Raw genomic sequence first — 17,454 nt, 5'->3', positions numbered from 1 at the left:
CAGCTACGGTCGGGAGCATGGAGAACGACAGGATGGAGATCGTGCTGCGACCGCTGATCGTCGTCGGCGGCTCGCTCGTGATCACGCTGCTGGTCGGCTGGCTGGTCGATCTGCTGCTCAGACGGGCCGACCGCCGGCACCACGAGACACCGCTGTGGGGTCTGCTGCGGCGCTGCCGGATCCCGCTGCAGCTGACCCTGTGCGCGGCGCTGCTGCGGGGCACGTACACCCACACCCGGCTCGAACTCGTCAAGGACCACGGGGCCGGGATCGGCCAGGTCCTGACTCTGGTGCTGATCGGGACGTCGGCCTGGCTGGTGGTGCGGATCGCGGCGGCCGTCGTCGACTCCGTCTACGCCCGGTACGCGGCAAGCACCCGCGATCCGGCACGGGTGCGGCGGGTCCGTACGCAGGTGACGCTGATCCAGCGGGTGGTCACCGCGATCGTGGCGACCGTCGCCGTCGGCGCGATGCTGCTGACGTTCCCGGCGATGCGGACGTTCGGCACCTCGATGCTGGCCTCGGCCGGTGTGCTCGGCATCGTCGCGGGCATCGCGGCCCAGTCGACGCTCGGCAATCTCTTCGCGGGGCTGCAGATCGCCTTCGGCGACATGGTGCGGATCGGCGACACGGTGGTGGTGGACGGCGAGTGGGGCACGATCGAGGAGATCACGCTGACCTTCCTCGCGGTACGGACCTGGGACGAGCGGCGGATCACGATGCCGGTCTCGTACTTCACCAGCAAGCCGTTCGAGAACTGGTCGCGCGGCGGCGCCCAGATGACCGGCTCGGTCTTCTTCCATCTCGACCACTCGGCCCCGGTCGCGGCGATGCGTGACCGGCTGCGGGACATCCTGGGCGAGTGCGCCGCCTGGGACGGCCGCAACTGGTCCCTGGCGGTCACGGACACCACACCTTCGACGATCCAGGTCCGCGCGGTCGTCACGGCGAAGGACGCGGACGACATCTGGACGGTTCGCTGTGCCGTGCGGGAGCAGCTCATCGGCTGGCTGCGCGACCACCATCCGTACGCACTGCCGAGGATCGCGACGGCGCCCGCGACGCTTCCGCCGGGCGACGAGTGGCCCGACTCGCCCCACCCCACGGACGAGAAGCCGACGGGCTGGGACAAGTCCCCCCGCACGGGACGCGGCTGACCGGGCGCGGGCGCCACGTCACCGCAGGCTGCGTACGTCCAGCTGCCGCAGCACCCGGTCGACGACCTCCGGGTCCGTGCCCGCCTCGTTGCGGGCCGAGAGCACCGCGTGGCGGGCGGCCGACATCATCTCGCGCTGGACGCGGTTGATCGCCTTGAAGCGTTCGGCGCGCTTCGCGTACGCCTCTCGGCGCTCGTCGTCGACCATGTCGGGGCTGATCCGCGCCCCTACGTCGTACGCCAGCCGCTGCAGCCGCTCCGCGACCTCGTCCGGGAACTCCTCGACCTCCCGGATCTCCTTGAGCCGCTGCTTCGCGGCCTTCGCGGCGCGGATCGCGAGGTCCTTCTCCAGCGCCTCCTCGGCGTCCGTGTCCGCCCGGACCCGTAGCTTGCGGACCAGCCACGGCAGGGTGAGTCCCTGGACGACAAGCGTGGCCATGATCACGGCGAAGGCGATGAAGACGATCTCGTCACGGCCCGGGAACGGCTTCCCGTCGTCCGTCTTCAGCGGAATCGCGAGCGCCAGCGCGACCGAGGCCACTCCCCGCATCCCGGACCACCACATGACGACGGTCTCCCGCCAGCTGGTGGGGATCTCCTCGCTGACGTCGCGCCGGGTGTGCAGCCGCTTGGCGAGCCAGGTCGCGGGCAGCAGGTACAGCAGCCGTACGCCGACGACGACCGCGACGACGACCAGGCCCCAGCCGAGCATCTGGAGCTCGCGCCCGCCGGCCGTCCCGAAGACGTTGTGCAGTTCGAGGCCGATCAGCCCGAAGGCGACCCCGGTGACGAGGGTGTCGACGATCTCCCAGAAGGTACGGCCGGTGAGCCGCCCGAGGACGTCGTCGGCATCGGCGGTGTGCTCGGCGAGGAAGAGCGCGGTGGTGAGGACGGCGAGGACGCCCGACCCCATCAGCTCCTCCGCGAGGACATAGCTGACGAACGGCACCAGCAGAGTGAGGCCGACCTGGAGCGTGGCATCGCCGAGCAGGCCCATGAGTTTGATGGTGATCCAGCCGAGCGCGACACCCACCGCCACGGCGACGACCGCGGAGAGGATCAGCAGCCCGAACGCCTCCGGCAGCGAGAACGTGCCGCTCACCGCGGCGGCGATCGCCACGTGGTACAGCACGATCGCGGTCACATCGTTGAACAGCCCCTCGCCCTCCAGGATGGAGACGAGTCTGCGTGGCAGCCCGACCGAGCCCGCGACGGCCGTCGCCGCGATCGGGTCGGGCGGGGCGACGAGCGCGCCGAGCGCCACGGCGGCGGCGATGGGCAGTCCGGGGACAATCGCGTTGGCGACCGCGGCGACGGCGGCTGTCGTAATGAAGACCAGCGCCACGGCCAGCAGAAAGATCGGTCGTTTATTGGCGGCGAACTGCCGCCAGGAGGTGCGCTGCACGGAGGCGTAGAGCAGCGGCGGCAGCAGCGCGGGAAGAATGATCTCGGGCGGGATGTCGACATTCGGCACGAAGCTGAGGAACGCCATGCCGACTCCGGCGAGCGTCATCAGCACCGGCGCGGGCAGTCCGAGACGCTCCCCGAGTGGCACCGTGACCACAGCTCCGAGCAACAGCAGGAGGAGCAGTGCCATTTGGTCCACGAGGTGCCTTCCGGAACGCGGCGAGCCGACCTCTTTGGTCGGTCGATCTGGACTTCAAGCCTGCCACGCAAGGCCCGCAATCCAGACAACACCCCCTCGATGACGCCTCTCTGACCGACCATTCCTCCGATGTTTATGCTGTCAGCCCTCTTCCGCCACCTCCCCGGGGCGGGCAGTATGCGGCATGCGTCATTCAGGGACAGGAACCCTCACCACATACATGACTGGCAGGAGAAACCACGTGACCGCGTTCTCCCGAAGGCATTTCGTCGGCGCCGCCGCTGCCGGAACATCCGCGCTCTGGCTCGCCGGCTCCCGTACCGCATGGGCCGCGGCCGCCCCCGCACCGACGGGCCACCCGGACGCCGACATGTACGAGAAGACCGTCCGCGAAGCCGCCATGACCTGGCGCACGCTCCCCACCGGCTGGCAGCAGGCCCCCTTCCTCGCCAACGGCTACCTCGGCGCCCAGCTGTACGCGGGAAAGACCGCCAACACCCTGAAGCTGATGCTCAGTCACAGCCAGGTGCAGGACCAGCGCGGCCAGTGGCGCGGCGGCATCGGCTTCTCCCGCCTTCCCATCGGGTACTTCACCCTGACCCTCGCCGGTGAGATCACCGCCGTCGACTGGACCCTGGATCTGTACGACGCCGAGCTGCGCGGCACCATCACCACCACGCGCGGCTCCCTGGCGTTCTCCGCCCTCGTACAGAACGACACCAGCGCCCTGCTGATCTCCACCCGGCCCACCCCCGGCGAGGAGTCCGCCGCCTGGTCCTTCCAGTGGCTGCCCGCCGCCACCACCCGCAGCAGCGGAAAGCCCGAGGACTACACGGCCAACCCGGACCCACGGGTCGGCGACGGCTTCGTCGAGCAGCCACTGCTCGCGGGCGGGGGCTGGACCACCGCCTGGCGCGAGCAGCGCGAGGGCACCGGCCGGCTGCTCGCCGCGCACCTCGTCTACCGCTTCCCCGGCCAGGTGTCGCAGGCCACGACCGCCGCGCTGAGGGCCGTGGACCGCACCCTCGCCGCCGGCCCGGACCGGTTGGTGGACCGTCACCGCACCTGGTGGCACGCGTACTACCGGCGCAGCTTCCTCTCCGTACCGGACAAGCGGCTGCAGAGCTTCTATCTCACCCAGCTCTACAAGCTCGCCGCCTCGACCAGGGCCGAGGGTCCGACGATCTCCGAATGGGGCCCGTGGTTCCCCGAGGTCGGCAACAACTGGACCGCGGTCTGGTGGAACCTCAACGTCCAGATCGGCATGGCACCCATCCACGGCTCCAACCACCCCGAACTCGACTCGGTCACGGGCGCCTTCCGCCGCTTCGAGCACAACCTCCCGGCCTCCGTCCCCGTCGACTACCGCGACGGCGAGAGCTACGCGCTGGGCCACCCCTCCGACTGGCAGCTGCGCGCAGGCGATACGTACGACGTCGGCGCCCCGGGCTCGGACCACGTCTCCGACAACTTCGGCAATCTCACCTGGGCCCTGCACAACGTCTGGCAGTCCTACCGGCACTCGATGGACCTGTCCGTCCTGCGCGACGTGGTGTATCCGATCCTCGCGAAGGCCATCAACTTCTACGCGCACTTCCTGCACGAGGGCCCGGACGGCAGGCTGCATCTGCTGGAGACCCGCTCCCCCGAGTACGCCAACGCCGAGGACTGCACCTACGACCTCTCGCTCGTCCGCTGGGGTGTGCGCACCCTGATCGCGTCGGCGAAGCTGCTGCGCAACAACGATCCGCGGCTGAAGCGCTGGCAGGACATCGACCGAAGGCTCACCCCGTACGCCGAGGACCCGGCGGCCGGCGTCATGATCGGCAAGGACGTCCCGCTCGCCGACTCGCACCGGCACCACTCGCATCTGCTCTGGCTCTACCCGCTGCGCGAACGGAACTGGGACCGGGCCGGGGACCGTGATGTGATGCGGCGCTCCATGGACCACTGGGTCTCCATGCAGCAGCTGTGGCACGGCTACAGCTACGCCACCGCCTCGTCCATGTACTCGGTGATGGACGAGCCGGAGAAGGCCCTCGACCTCCTGACCTTCTTCACCGATCTGAAGGTGGTCGCGGACTGCGGGATGACCGTCAACACGATGTACCGGGAGGGCAAGAACCTCGCCCTGGAGAGCCCGCTGTCCGCCGCCCAGTCGATGCTCGACATGGTGGTGCAGGGCCACGAGGGAGTGGTGAAGGTCTTCCCGTCCGTCTCGGACCGCTGGGCGGACGCGTCGATCGCGTCACTGCGCACCCAGGGCGCCTTCCTCGTGGACGCGGACCGCTCCGGCGGCACCACGCGCTGGGTACGGGTGCACAGCGAGGCGGGCTCCCCGCTGACGCTGGACCACTCCATCGCGGGCCGCATCGACGTACGGGACGCGCACGGGCGCCCGCTGCGCTGGCGGGAGGTCGGAGCGGGCCGGATCACGGTCGCCCTGCCGCGCGGTGGCACGGCGGTGGTCACTGCGCACGGCGCGCGCCGCCCCGGGACGGGACCGCGCGATGTGCCGTCGAACGGGACGTGGACGCGCTGGGGCCTGCCGGACTGACCCGGACGTATGCGGGGGTGCCGCTCGCTCCGTACGGCGGGGGGCGGCACCCGGCACTCGTTCGCTTGCTACAGAGCGCGGCGCATCGCCCGGTGGGCGATCCCGGCGTCCGGGAATTCGGGGCCGTACGCCACATACCCGAGCCGCTCGTAGAAGCCGAGCGCATGGGTCTGGGCGTGCAGATCGACGGCGGCCAGACCGAGCTCACGGGCCGCGTCCTCAATGGCCCGGACCAGCGCCCCGCCGACGCCGAGACCGCGCGCCTGCTTGGTCACCGCCAGCCTGCCGAGCGAGCCCACGGTGAGGTCGCCGCCGGTCTTGGCGACGGCGGCCGAACCGTGCAGCAGCCGCCCGGTACCGAGCGCGGAGCCGTCCGCCGCGACGGCGATCACATGCACCGCGTCAGCGTCGTAGGCGTCGTACTCGATCTCTTCGGGCACGTTCTGCTCGCCGACGAAGACGTCCCTGCGGACCTGGAAACAGGCGACGCGGTCCTGCTCGTCGACGACGGTACGGGTGGTGTACGGGGCGGACGTGCCGGTCATTGACTCTCCGCCGCGATCTTGTCCAGGGCCTGCTGGAGGTCGTCCGGGTAGTTGCTGGAGAACTCCACCCAGCTGCCGTCGGACGGGTGCTCGAAGCCGAGCCGGACGGCATGCAGCCACTGCCTCGTCAGGCCGAGGCGCTTGGCCATCGTCGGGTCGGCGCCGTAGGTCAGGTCGCCGACGCAGGGGTGGCGGTGGGCGGACATGTGCACCCGGATCTGGTGGGTGCGGCCCGTCTCCAGCTTGATGTCCAGGAGGCTGGCGGCCCGGTAGGCCTCGATGAGGTCGTAGTGCGTCACGGAGGGCTTGCCCTCGGCCGTGACGGCCCACTTGTAGTCGAGGTTGGGGTGGCGCCCGATGGGGGCGTCGATGGTGCCGCTCATCGGGTCCGGGTGGCCCTGCACCAGCGCGTGGTACTTCTTCTCGACGACCCGGTCGCGGAACTGGGCCTTCAGCAGGGTGTAGGCCCGCTCGGACTTGGCGACGACCATCAGGCCGGAGGTGCCGACGTCGAGGCGGTGGACGATGCCCTGGCGTTCGGCGGCGCCGGACGTCGAGATCCGGTACCCGGCCGCGGCGAGACCGCCGATGACGGTCGTACCGGTCCAGCCGGGGCTCGGGTGGGCAGCGACCCCGACCGGCTTCACGATCACGACGATGTCGTCGTCGTCGTGCACGATCTCCATGCCCTCGACGGGCTCGGCGACGATCTGCACCGGAGCGGGTGCCTGCGGCATCTCCACTTCCAGCCAGGCACCGCCCCGTACCCGCTCGGACTTCCCGACCACCGCGCCGTCCACCTGCACCTTCCCGGCAGCGGCCAGGTCGGCGGCCCGGGTGCGGGAGAAACCGAACATCCGGGAAATGGCGGCGTCGACACGCTCGCCCTCCAGGCCGTCGGGTACGGGCAGGGTGCGGACCTCGGGATACGTACTCACCTGTCGAGTATGCCTTGCGCCCGCTAGTCCTTGTGCACGGTCCCGTCGGGGTCCAGGCCCTTGAAGGAAAGGATCACGATCAGGATGCCGCCGCAGACGATCGCGGAGTCGGCGAGGTTGAAGACGGCGAAGTGCGCGGGGGCGATGAAGTCCACCACCGCGCCCTGGAAGATGCCGGGAGCGCGGAAGATGCGGTCGGTGAGGTTGCCGAGCGCACCGCCGAGCAGCAGGCCGAGCGCGATGGCCCACGGCAGGCTGTAGAGCTTGCGGGCGAGGCGGGCGATCACGACGATGACGGTCGCCGCGATGAAGGTGAAGATGATCGTGTAGGCCTCACCGAAGCCGAACGCGGCGCCCGCGTTGCGGATCGCGTCGAGCTTCAGCCAGTCGCCGAGGATCTCGACCGGCGGGTGGTGTTCCAGCTTCGCGACCACGATCATCTTGCTGATCAGGTCGAGCAGATAGGCAAAGACGGCCACGGCGAAGAGCACCATGATCATCCGCTTGCCCCTGCTCGGGACCGTCTCCTCGACCCGGCTCTCGGCCTCGTCCCCTTCGGTCCCCTCAGCATCGGGGATGTCCGGCGTACCGATGATGCGCTCCGCCTCTGCCACGTGAGTCCCTCAACCTAGGTTCCTGACTAGAGGACGAGGGTACGACACACAGCCACGGATCAGCCGCGGCGCTCCTGCTTCTGTTTGTCCTCGACGCAGAGCGTGGCGCGGGGGAACGCCTGCATCCGCGCCTTGCCGATCGGATTGCCGCAGACCTCGCACAGTCCGTACGTCCCGGCGTCGAGCCGGGCCAGGGCCCGCTCGGTCTGGTCCAGCATCTCCTGGGCGTTGGCGGCGAGCGACATCTCGTGCTCGCGGGTGATGTTCTTGGTGCCGGTGTCCGCCTCGTCGTCACCCGCCCCGTCACCGGAGTCGCGCATCAGCCCGGCGAGTGCGGCACTCGCGGCCTCCAGCTCACTGCGCAGCCGCATGATCTCGCTGCTCAGCACGGCCCGTGCCTCTTCGACCTCTTCCGGCGTCCAGGGGTCCTCACCCGGCCGGACCGCCAGTTCGCCGGGGGCTGTCGTGGCGACTCCACGGGCCGGGGGCACGGGCGCCGCGCCCTTGCCGGTCGTGCGGGTCCGGGCCGCGCTCTTCTTGGCTACCACCGTGTGGGCTCCCGTCTGCTCGGCGGACTCGGCCGCCACCGTGGCCGCCGCAGCGGCCTTCTTCGAAGCCTTCTTGGCCGCGCTCTTCTTCGCAGGTGCCTTCGTGGCCTGCGCCGCGTGCTCGGCGGGCGCCGCCCGCTTCCGGGCGGCGGTCTTCTTCGCAGCCGCCTTCTTCTTCACGGCTGCTGCCCTCGGGCCGGCCTCGGGAACGGTCTCCGCATCCGCCGTCTCCACACCCGCCTGCGAACCGCCCTCCGCACCCGCCTCTCCGCTCGTCCTCCCGGCCGCCGCACCCGTGGATCTCGCTGACGCCGACTTCTTTGCGGCGGTCTTCTTCGCCACCATGGCCGCGGCCCCTTCACATATTGTGATCTTGCACGCGAATCGTGCTGGGACGATAAATCGACCCCAGCCCCGCGGCAACGGGGCACGCCGCCGAATCGCCCCTCCCCGTGTCCGGATACCGACGCGCCTGAATCCGTTGTGCCCAGCTCCCCGCCGGGTAATCCGCCTCCCGGCCCCCCGCCCGGACTCCGTACGTCCGCGTCTGCCCATTCGGGTCACGCCCCGCCCCACGGGTTAAACCGGTCGGCCGTCGCCCGTACGGGCCCGTACACTGGCCTCAGCGAGAGGCGTGGATGGGACGAGTAGCGTCGTACGCAGCCAGGAGCGACCCGGGGACGGTGTGAGCCCGGGGGCGAGCGCGTCGTGAAGATCACCCGGAGCCGTCGGAAGAAAGCCGCAAGGCGAGTAGAACCGGCATCGCGACCCCAATGAGGGGGCCACGGGTGCACACCCGGGGCCAAGGAGGGTGGTACCGCGGGAGTCGATGAGGCTCTCGTCCCTCCGACGGAAGTGGAAAACGTCCGCCGGAGGAAGTCCGCCCATGACATCGCCGCAGTACCGCCAGGTACCCGCCCAGGTCGACCTGCCCGCGCTGGAGCACGCCGTGCTCGATTTCTGGCGCGAGAGCAAGGTCTTCGCCAAGAGCCTCGAACAGTCCGAGGGCCGCCCCGAGTGGGTCTTCTACGAGGGCCCGCCCACCGCCAACGGTATGCCCGGTGCCCACCACATCGAGGCCCGCGTCTTCAAGGACGTCTTCCCCCGCTTCCGCACCATGCAGGGCTACCACGTCGGCCGGAAGGCCGGCTGGGACTGCCACGGACTGCCGGTCGAGCTCGCGGTCGAGAAGGAGCTGGGCTTCAACGGCAAGAAGGACATCGAGGCGTACGGCATCGCCGAGTTCAACGCCAAGTGCCGCGAGTCCGTGACCCGCCACACCGACGCGTTCACCGAGCTCACGACCCGGATGGGCTACTGGGTCGACCTCGACGACGCCTACCGCACGATGGACCCCGAGTACGTCGAGTCGGTGTGGTGGTCCCTGAAGGAGATCTTCAACAAGGGCCTGCTGGTCCAGGACCACCGCGTCGCCCCCTGGTGCCCCCGCTGTGGCACCGGCCTCTCGGACCACGAGCTGGCGCAGGGTTACGAGACCGTGGTCGACCCGTCGGTCTTCGTACGCTTCCCCCTCACCTCCGGCCCGCTGGCCGGCGATGCCTCGCTCCTCGTCTGGACGACCACCCCCTGGACCCTGGTCTCCAACACCGCCGTCGCCGCGCACCCCGATGTCACCTACGTCGTCGCGACCAATGGCGAGGAGAAGCTCGTCGTCGCGCAGCCGCTCGTCGAGAAGGCGCTGGGCGAGGGCTGGGAGACCACCGGCCAGACCTTCACCGGCCGCGAGATGGAGCGCTGGACGTACGAGCGACCGTTCGCCCTCGTCGACTTCCCGGCGGAGGCCCATTACGTGGTCAACGCCGAGTACGTGACGACCGAGGACGGTACGGGTCTGGTCCACCAGTCCCCGGCCTTCGGCGCCGACGACCTCGTCGTCTGCCGCGCCTACGGCCTCCCGGTCGTGAACCCGGTCCGCCCCGACGGCACCTTCGAGGAGAACCTGCCGCTGGTCGGTGGCGTCTTCTTCAAGAAGGCCGACGAGGCGCTCACCGAGGACCTGGCCGCCCGCGGCAAGCTCTTCCGGCACGTCCCTTACGAGCACAGCTACCCGCACTGCTGGCGCTGCCACACCGCGCTGCTCTACTACGCGCAGCCGTCCTGGTACATCCGTACGACCGCCATCAAGGACCGGCTGCTCGAGGAGAACGAGAAGACCAACTGGTTCCCCGACTCGGTCAAGAACGGCCGCTTCGGTGACTGGCTGAACAACAACGTCGACTGGGCGCTGTCCCGTAACCGCTACTGGGGCACCCCGCTGCCGATCTGGCGCTGCGAGGACAGCCACCTCACCTGCGTCGGCTCGCGCGCCGAGCTCAGCGAGCTCACCGGCACCGACCTCTCCGGTCTCGACCCGCACCGCCCGTTCATCGACGAGATCACGTTCACCTGCTCGCACGAGAACTGCCAGCTGGAGGCGTACCGCGTCCCGGAGGTCATCGACGCCTGGTACGACTCGGGCTCGATGCCGTTCGCGCAGTGGGGCTACCCGTACAAGAACAAGGAGATCTTCGAGAGCCGCTACCCGGCGCAGTTCATCTCGGAGGCCATCGACCAGACCCGCGGCTGGTTCTACACGCTGATGGCGGTCGGCACCCTGGTCTTCGACAAGTCCTCCTACGAGAACGTGGTCTGCCTGGGCCACATCCTCGCCGAGGACGGGCGCAAGATGTCCAAGCACCTCGGGAACATCCTTCAGCCGATCCCCCTCATGGATCAGCACGGCGCCGACGCGGTGCGCTGGTTCATGGCGGCGGGCGGCTCCCCGTGGGCGGCGCGGCGCGTCGGCCACAACACGATCCAGGAGGTCGTCCGCAAGACCCTCCTGACGTACTGGAACACGGTCGCCTTCCAGGCCCTGTACGCCCGTACGTCGGACTGGGCGCCGTCCGCGGCCGACCCGGCCCCTGCGGACCGCACGGTCCTGGACCGCTGGCTGCTGAGCGAACTGAACGCACTGGTGGACCAGGTCACGCAGGCTCTGGAGGGTTACGACACCCAGCGCGCCGGCAAGCTCCTGTCCGCGTTCGTCGACGATCTGTCCAACTGGTACGTACGCCGCTCGCGCCGCCGCTTCTGGCAGGGCGACAAGGCGGCCCTGCGCACCCTGCACGAGGTCATCGAGACGGTGACCCGGCTGATGGCCCCGCTCACCCCGTTCATCACCGAGCGGGTCTGGCAGGACCTGGTGGCTCCGGTCACCCCGGACGCCCCCGAGTCGGTCCACCTGTCCGCCTGGCCGAAGGCGGACCTCGCGGTCATCGACCCGACGCTCTCCACTCAGATGGCGCTGGTTCGCCGCCTGGTCGAGCTGGGCCGGGCCACCCGCGCCGAGTCGGGCGTCAAGACCCGTCAGCCGCTGTCCAGGGCCCTGGTCGCGGCGGCGGGCTTCGAGTCCCTCTCCCCCGAACTGCACGCCCAGATCACGGAGGAACTGAACGTCTCCTCGCTGGCCTCCCTCTCCGAAGTCGGTGGTTCACTGGTCGACACCACCGCGAAGGCGAACTTCCGTGCGCTCGGCAAGCGGTTCGGCAAGGGCGTCCAGGCGGTCGCGAAGGCCGTCGCGAACGCCGACGCGGCAGCGCTCTCGCTGGCCCTGCGCGAGGGCACCGCGTCGGTCGAGGTGGACGGCGAGACGGTCACCCTCTCCCCCGACGAGGTGATCATCACCGAGACGCCTCGCGAGGGCTGGTCGGTGGCCTCCGATTCGGGTGCGACGGTCGCCCTGGATCTGGAGATCACCCCGGAACTGCGGCGCGCGGGCCTCGCCCGTGACGCGATCCGCCTCATCCAGGAGGCCCGCAAGAACAGCGGCCTGGACGTCGCGGACCGCATCGCCGTCCGCTGGACGTCCACCTCCCCCGCCACGGCGGAAGCCCTGACCGAGCACGCGGCCCTGATCGCGGACGAGGTCCTGGCCCTGGACTACGCCCAGGGCGAGGCGGATACGGCATACGGCACCCCGTTCGAGGACGAGGGCCTGTCCCTGACGTTCCGCCTCCGCAAGACGGAGCAGTAGCCCAAGTACGCCGGAGGCCCGCCCGGAACAAGTGTTCCGGGCGGGCCTGGGGCGTTCTCCCCTACCGCCCCTTCCCGTAACCAGGGGCTTGGCCCCGAACCCCCGCTCCTCAATCGCCGGAGGGGCTTGATTGTGCCGGGTGCGGCGTGAGATTCGGCCTCGCCGGCGTTTGAGGCGCGGAGGCTGGGGTGGCCCAGTTCAGGAAGGGGCGGATCGGGAACAGACCCGCCCCAGGCCCCCCGCCCACAGCAAAAGGGCCGGGCCCCGGGGAAAACCCCGGGGCCCGGCCCTCAGCCTGCCGACGGCTACGCGCTCACCGCGCGCACCCGGCTCAGTTGTCGTCCTCGTCGATCAGGAACCCGCGCATCGGCGAAGGAGCCTGCTGCATCGGCTGCGGCGCCTGCGGGCGCACCGGCGCCATCGGCTGGGTCATCGCCGGCGACATCTGCTGCTGGCCACCGTACGAGGGCCCACCGCTCATGGACGGGTTGCCGCCCATCTGCTGGTTGCCGTGACCGCCGTGGTTGCCGCCCATGGTGTGACCCATGGCACCCGCACCGGCCGGAGCCAGCGAGGGCGACGGCGGCAGCGAAGCAGTCGCCGGGGTCCGCGGCGGGGCCAGCGAGTCGTCGGCCTGGGTCTCCAGCTGACGCAGCTGGCTCTCCAGATAGGACTTCAGCCGGGTCCGGTACTCGCGCTCGAAGCCACGCAGGTCCTCGACCTTGCGCTCCAGCGTCGCGCGGGCCGACTCCAGCGAGCCCATCGCCACGCGGTGCTTCTCCTGCGCGTCCCGCTCCAGCGCGTCCGCCTTGGCACGCGCGTCCCGCTCCAGGCCCTCGGCACGGCTGCGCGCCTCGCCGACGATCTTGTTGGCCTCGGAACGGGCCTCCGCGATCGCCTGGTCGGCGGTCTGCTGTGCGAGCGAGAGGACACGGGCGGCGCTGTCGCCACCGGGGCCCTGACCGGGCTGCTGCATCTGCGGCGGCTGCTGCATCTGCTGCATCTGCTGCTGCGGGGCGTGACCGCCCATGGGGCCACCCATCGGGCCACCCATGGGACCGCCCTGCATCGGACCGGGGCCGTGCGGGCCCTGCGGGCCGGGGCCGTGCTGGCCCTGGGGACCAGGACCGTGACCGCTGGGACCGGCGGGCAGCTGCGGAGCACCACCGGGCAGCTGGGGCGGACCCATCTGCGGGGGCTGCTGCTGGACCGGCGGGCCCGATATGGCGGCGGGCACAGGTGCCCCGGGCCGGTCCTGCGGCTCCGGCTTGCGCATCCCCTGCTGCTGGTTCTGCGCGGCGGCACGCGTGGCGGCGGCCAGCTTGGCGCGCAGGTCCTCGTTCTCACGGAGCAGGCGGGTCAGCTCGGACTCGACCTCGTCGAGGAAGGCATCGACCTCGTCCTCGTCATAGCCTTCTCGGAGACGGACGGTCGTGAACTGCTTGTTCCGCACGTCCTCGGGGGTCAGCGGCATCTCTTCTTCACCTCTACGTAGTCGTCGGCAGTCGGCAAGACCGTATCGCTCACAGCCTGATCACAATGCTGATCAGGATGTAGACGATGATCATCAGAACGAAGAAGGACAGGTCGAGTGCCACGCCCCCGAGACGCAGCGGCGGGATGAACCGCCGCAGAAGCTTGAGCGGTGGATCCGTGACAGTGTAGGTGGCCTCAAGTATGACCACCATCGGCTTGCCGGGCTGCCATGAACGTGCGAACTGGAAGACGTAGTCCATGACCAGCCGGAAGATCAGCACGATGAGGAAACACATCAACGCGATATAGACAACCTGCAGTGCGACGCCCATTTCGCGCTTCCCTCTCCCCTGACTCTCGTAGCTCCGGCCTTACGGCCGGGTCGTTCCCGGTGTCGTGTTCTCAGCTCTGGTTGAAGAATCCGCCCTCAGCAATGCGGGCCTTGTCCTCCGCCGTGACATCGACGTTAGCAGGCGACAACAGGAACACCTTCTGCGTCACGCGCTCAATGCTGCCATGGAGACCGAAGACGAGTCCTGCGGCAAAGTCGACAAGTCGCTTTGCGTCCGTATCGTCCATCTCCGTGAGATTCATGATCACCGGAGTGCCCTCACGGAAGTGTTCCCCGATGGTACGGGCCTCGTTGTAGGTCCTGGGGTGCAGCGTGGTGATGCGGTAGGGCTCCCGCTCGGACACGACCTTGGGCATGATCACCGGTGCGTTCTTCTCCATGTTCGGGCGTTCAGGTGTGATGGATGCCACGGGGGCGATCCGGGCGGGTCGCTCCCTCTCCGCCGGGATCTGAACCGGCTCCCGCTGCGCGGGAGGCTGCACCACTCGTACCGGTTCGCCCCTTTCCCGGTCCCGCTCCACCTGATGCGCGGGCTGATGCCGCCGCCGGTCGCGCTCGGGCTCCGGCTCGGGTTCGAATTCGTCGTCGGGGTCGAACCCCGGACCGTCGTACCCATCGTCCTCCACGAGGCCGAGGTAGACCGCCATCTTGCGCATCGCGCCGGCCATGCTCTGAGTCCTCCGCTCTGTGGTGGATCGGCATCTGTCACCAAGTGCCCCGCGATCCACTGAGGCCTGCCCGCCAAAGGCGGGAATGACCATATTTTCTGCTGTGGTCCGACTTGCTTGGCGACGTTACCCGAGCCTCGGTCGGACTCCGAGTACCGCCGTACCGACGCGCACATGTGTCGCTCCGGCCGCAACCGCTTCCTCGAGGTCCGCGCTCATCCCTGCGGAGACCATGTTCGCAGCCGGATGGTTCCCGCGCAGGCGGGATGAGAATTCCATCAGCCGGTCGAAGGCGGCGCGTTGCCGTCCCGCGTACGGTCCGGCGAGCGGTGCGACAGTCATCAGACCGCCGAGCCGCAGCCCGGGCGCGGATTCGACCGCGGCGGCCAACTCCTCGATCCCGTCCGGCGCGACGCCGCCCCGGTCACCCCGCTCGCCGCGCTCCGCGTCGAGTGCGACCTGGATGAGGCAGCCGAGTTCGCGCCCCTCACGCACGGCCGCCACCGAGAGAGCCGTGACCAGCTTGGCCCGATCCACCGACTGCACGACATCGGCATAACTAGCCACAGAACGAACCTTGTTCGTCTGCAATTGACCGACAAAGTGCCACGTGAGCGACAGATCCGAACATTGCGCTGCCTTGGGTGCCGCGTCCTGGTCACGATTCTCTGCGACATGACGCACACCGAGTTCATGCAGAATCCGCACATCGCTCGCGGGGTAGGTCTTGGTGACCACGATGAGGGTCACTTCTTCCCGTTTGCGACCGGCGGCGATACAGGCGGAAGCAATGCGTTCCTCCACCCGTGCCAGATTTTCGGCGAGTTGAGTCTTACGGTCCGTCATGCCCTATCAGTCCAACCAGACATATCCGGCGAGCCGCCCGGTGGTGCGGTCGCGGCGGTACGAGAAGTGGTCGCCCGATTCGAGGGTGCAGACCGCAGATGCGCGCCGGTCCTGGACCCCGAGGGCTTCGAGCTGGGCGTGGACCCCGGCGGTGACATCCACGGCCGGGGTGCCCCAGCTGGTCTCGGACCATGAGGCCGGGACGCTCTCGGCGACCTCGGCGCGCATCCGGGACGGGACTTCATAGCACCGTCCGCAGACCGCCGGTCCGGTGCGGGCGATGATCCGGGAGGGCTCGGCGCCGAGCCCGATCATGGCCTCGACCACGGCGGGGACGACTCCGGCGACCAGACCGGGACGGCCCGCGTGCGCTGCCGCCGCGATCCCGGCGACCGGGTCGGCGAGCAGTACGGGGGTGCAGTCGGCGGTGAGCACGGCGAGCGGGAGTCCGCGCCGTGCGGTCACCACCGCGTCCACCGCGGGGATCTCCGAAGCGTCTCCCCACGGGCCGTCGACGACCGCGACGTCCCGCCCGTGCACCTGGTTCATCCAGACGACCTGCGCCGGGTCCAGACCGAGGGCCCGCGCGGCGCGCTCCCGATTGGCCAGAACGGCGGCGGGGTCGTCTCCGACCGCGCCGCCGAGGTTGAGCTCCTCGTACGGAGCGGCGCTCACCCCGCCCCACCTGTCGGTGAAGGCGAAGTGTGCGCGACCCCCCGAGGGTACTGAAGACAATGCGTGGTGCGGACCTATCACTTCAAGAAGTCCGGAACATCCAGCTCTTCGGCCTGGGAGTCCTGGTAGGGACGGGCCGGCGGAATGTGCGGCGGAGCGACCGGCGGCAGATGACTCTCGCCGGCCGCCGGAACGGGCTCGGCCTGGACCGGGGTCTCCTCGCGCGGGGGCACGGAGCCCAGTCCGCCGGTCTGGCGCACGGGCTCGGCGCTGCGGACCGGAGGGGCCGGCTCCTCACGCTTGGTGGCGTTCGCGCCCAGGACGTTCTCGCGACGGGCCGGCGGCTGTCCGCCGTCGAAGCCCGCTGCGATCACGGTGACGCGTACTTCGTCGCCCAGTGCGTCGTCGATGACCGCACCGAAGATGATGTTCGCCTCGGGGTGCGCCGCCTCGCTCACCAGCTGGGCCGCCTCGTTGATCTCGAAGAGACCGAGGTCGCTGCCGCCGGAGATGGAGAGCAGGACACCGCGGGCGCCGTCGATGGACGCCTCCAGGAGCGGCGAGGAGATCGCCATCTCCGCGGCCGCCACCGCGCGGTCGTCGCCGCGGGCGGAACCGATGCCCATGAGTGCCGATCCGGCCTCGGACATGACCGACTTGACGTCGGCGAAGTCGAGGTTGATCAGACCCGGGGTCGTGATGAGGTCGGTGATGCCCTGGACACCCGAGAGCAGCACCTGGTCGGCCGACTTGAACGCGTCGAGCACGCTGACCTGGCGGTCCGAGATGGACAGCAGTCGGTCGTTGGGAATGACGATGAGGGTGTCGACCTCCTCGCGGAGCTCGGCGATGCCGTCCTCCGCCTGGTTCGCGCGTCGACGGCCCTCGAAGGTGAACGGGCGGGTGACCACGCCGATCGTCAGGGCGCCGAGCGAGCGCGCGATGTTGGCCACGACGGGTGCGCCGCCGGTGCCGGTGCCGCCACCCTCTCCGGCGGTGACGAAGACCATGTCGGCCCCCTTGAGGACCTCCTCGATCTCCTCACGGTGGTCCTCTGCCGCCTTGCGACCGACGGCCGGGTTGGCCCCGGCGCCGAGGCCGCGGGTGAGTTCGCGGCCGACGTCGAGCTTGACGTCGGCATCGCTCATCAACAGGGCTTGCGCATCAGTGTTGATCGCGATGAACTCGACGCCCTTGAGACCGACCTCGATCATTCGGTTGATGGCATTGACACCACCGCCGCCGACACCGATGACCTTGATGACTGCGAGGTAGTTCTGCGGTGCTGCCACGTCGAAGGCCTCTCGCCTCGAGTTACGTGTCGTCGCTTCGCGGTAGTACCGCGGCGACGACGGATGCCGATTGGGACGGTCCGAAACGCCGACCCAAACCCTAACGTTGAAGTTTAGGGTTACCAGTGTGTCTGCTTCATGGACT

The 17,454-nt window shown here is 69.5% G+C and carries 14 protein-coding genes; 3 read left to right on the top strand and 11 right to left on the bottom strand.

The features are described from left to right. Positions 1–32: 32 nt before the first annotated feature. Positions 33–1,157, top strand: a complete 1,125-nt coding sequence (locus NRF20_RS32815; RefSeq protein ID WP_413754633.1) for a mechanosensitive ion channel family protein — start codon at positions 33–35, stop codon at positions 1,155–1,157. An 18-nt stretch (positions 1,158–1,175) separates the two neighbouring features. On the opposite strand, the gene NRF20_RS32810 is transcribed toward NRF20_RS32815, so the two are convergent. Beyond that, on the bottom strand, positions 1,176–2,762 hold the full coding sequence (locus NRF20_RS32810; RefSeq protein WP_266361997.1) for a Na+/H+ antiporter: 1,587 nt from the start codon (positions 2,760–2,762) through the stop codon (positions 1,176–1,178). Positions 2,763–3,003: 241 nt separating this feature from the next. Between NRF20_RS32810 and NRF20_RS32805 the strand changes: the two genes are divergently transcribed. Continuing rightward, positions 3,004–5,319, top strand: a complete 2,316-nt coding sequence (locus NRF20_RS32805) for a glycosyl hydrolase family 95 catalytic domain-containing protein (RefSeq protein ID WP_413753797.1) — start codon at positions 3,004–3,006, stop codon at positions 5,317–5,319. Between the two features lie 68 nt (positions 5,320–5,387). On the opposite strand, the gene NRF20_RS32800 is transcribed toward NRF20_RS32805, so the two are convergent. The 4 genes from NRF20_RS32800 to NRF20_RS32785 are packed head-to-tail and all read right to left on the bottom strand — an operon-like array spanning position 5,388 to position 8,309. After that, positions 5,388–5,864 carry a GNAT family N-acetyltransferase gene (locus tag NRF20_RS32800; protein WP_413753796.1) on the bottom strand — a complete coding sequence of 159 codons (477 nt, stop codon included), beginning with the start codon at positions 5,862–5,864 and terminating at the stop codon, positions 5,388–5,390. Next, complete coding sequence (locus NRF20_RS32795; protein WP_266361992.1) at positions 5,861–6,802, bottom strand: RluA family pseudouridine synthase; 942 nt, start codon at positions 6,800–6,802, stop codon at positions 5,861–5,863. The genes NRF20_RS32800 and NRF20_RS32795 overlap by 4 nt, the downstream gene beginning before the upstream one ends. A gap of 23 nt (positions 6,803–6,825) precedes the next feature. Beyond that, positions 6,826–7,416 (bottom strand): signal peptidase II, encoded by a 591-nt coding sequence (gene lspA / locus NRF20_RS32790; RefSeq protein ID WP_398629625.1) that lies wholly within the window; start codon positions 7,414–7,416, stop codon positions 6,826–6,828. Positions 7,417–7,475: 59 nt separating this feature from the next. Then, entirely contained in the window at positions 7,476–8,309 is an 834-nt protein-coding gene (locus NRF20_RS32785; RefSeq protein WP_413753795.1) for a TraR/DksA family transcriptional regulator, read from the bottom strand. Between the two features lie 541 nt (positions 8,310–8,850). Between NRF20_RS32785 and ileS the strand changes: the two genes are divergently transcribed. Next, a complete protein-coding gene (ileS, locus tag NRF20_RS32780) occupies positions 8,851–12,000 on the top strand; it encodes an isoleucine--tRNA ligase (RefSeq protein ID WP_413753794.1) in 3,150 nt (1,049 codons plus the stop codon). Between the two features lie 331 nt (positions 12,001–12,331). On the opposite strand, the gene NRF20_RS32775 is transcribed toward ileS, so the two are convergent. The 6 genes from NRF20_RS32775 to ftsZ all read right to left on the bottom strand — a co-directional run bounded on the left by NRF20_RS32775 (position 12,332) and on the right by ftsZ (position 17,309). Continuing rightward, positions 12,332–13,474 carry a DivIVA domain-containing protein gene (locus tag NRF20_RS32775; protein ID WP_266361984.1) on the bottom strand — a complete coding sequence of 381 codons (1,143 nt, stop codon included), beginning with the start codon at positions 13,472–13,474 and terminating at the stop codon, positions 12,332–12,334. A 49-nt stretch (positions 13,475–13,523) separates the two neighbouring features. Further along, the gene (locus tag NRF20_RS32770; protein ID WP_072483208.1) at positions 13,524–13,808 is read right to left on the bottom strand and encodes a YggT family protein; all 285 of its coding nucleotides are present in this window, start codon (positions 13,806–13,808) and stop codon (positions 13,524–13,526) included. A 70-nt stretch (positions 13,809–13,878) separates the two neighbouring features. Continuing rightward, positions 13,879–14,496 (bottom strand): cell division protein SepF, encoded by a 618-nt coding sequence (locus NRF20_RS32765; protein WP_327278232.1) that lies wholly within the window; start codon positions 14,494–14,496, stop codon positions 13,879–13,881. A 126-nt stretch (positions 14,497–14,622) separates the two neighbouring features. After that, the gene (locus NRF20_RS32760; RefSeq protein ID WP_398629627.1) at positions 14,623–15,342 is read right to left on the bottom strand and encodes a YggS family pyridoxal phosphate-dependent enzyme; all 720 of its coding nucleotides are present in this window, start codon (positions 15,340–15,342) and stop codon (positions 14,623–14,625) included. A gap of 6 nt (positions 15,343–15,348) precedes the next feature. Then, the gene (pgeF, locus tag NRF20_RS32755) at positions 15,349–16,098 is read right to left on the bottom strand and encodes a peptidoglycan editing factor PgeF (RefSeq protein ID WP_398629628.1); all 750 of its coding nucleotides are present in this window, start codon (positions 16,096–16,098) and stop codon (positions 15,349–15,351) included. Continuing rightward, the gene (gene ftsZ, locus NRF20_RS32750; RefSeq protein ID WP_266361980.1) at positions 16,095–17,309 is read right to left on the bottom strand and encodes a cell division protein FtsZ; all 1,215 of its coding nucleotides are present in this window, start codon (positions 17,307–17,309) and stop codon (positions 16,095–16,097) included. Before ftsZ ends, pgeF begins: the two co-directional genes overlap by 4 nt. Positions 17,310–17,454: the final 145 nt, after the last annotated feature.

Source organism: Streptomyces sp. R-74717 (assembly GCF_047305335.1).
GTDB classification, from domain to species: domain Bacteria; phylum Actinomycetota; class Actinomycetes; order Streptomycetales; family Streptomycetaceae; genus Streptomyces; species Streptomyces atratus.
The sequence above is the reverse complement of the archived record's forward strand: the minus strand, read 5'-3'. Positions and strand labels throughout refer to the sequence as shown.

Coding starts and splice junctions, on each gene's coding strand:
- NRF20_RS32800 (WP_413753796.1), bottom strand. CDS start 5,864: ATGACCGGCACGTCCGCCCCGTACACCACCCGTACCGTCGTCGACGAG.
- NRF20_RS32775 (WP_266361984.1), bottom strand. CDS start 13,474: ATGCCGCTGACCCCCGAGGACGTGCGGAACAAGCAGTTCACGACCGTC.
- NRF20_RS32760 (WP_398629627.1), bottom strand. CDS start 15,342: ATGACGGACCGTAAGACTCAACTCGCCGAAAATCTGGCACGGGTGGAG.
- NRF20_RS32785 (WP_413753795.1), bottom strand. CDS start 8,309: ATGGTGGCGAAGAAGACCGCCGCAAAGAAGTCGGCGTCAGCGAGATCC.
- NRF20_RS32770 (WP_072483208.1), bottom strand. CDS start 13,808: ATGGGCGTCGCACTGCAGGTTGTCTATATCGCGTTGATGTGTTTCCTC.
- NRF20_RS32765 (WP_327278232.1), bottom strand. CDS start 14,496: ATGGCCGGCGCGATGCGCAAGATGGCGGTCTACCTCGGCCTCGTGGAG.
- ileS (WP_413753794.1), top strand. CDS start 8,851: ATGACATCGCCGCAGTACCGCCAGGTACCCGCCCAGGTCGACCTGCCC.
- NRF20_RS32815 (WP_413754633.1), top strand. CDS start 33: ATGGAGATCGTGCTGCGACCGCTGATCGTCGTCGGCGGCTCGCTCGTG.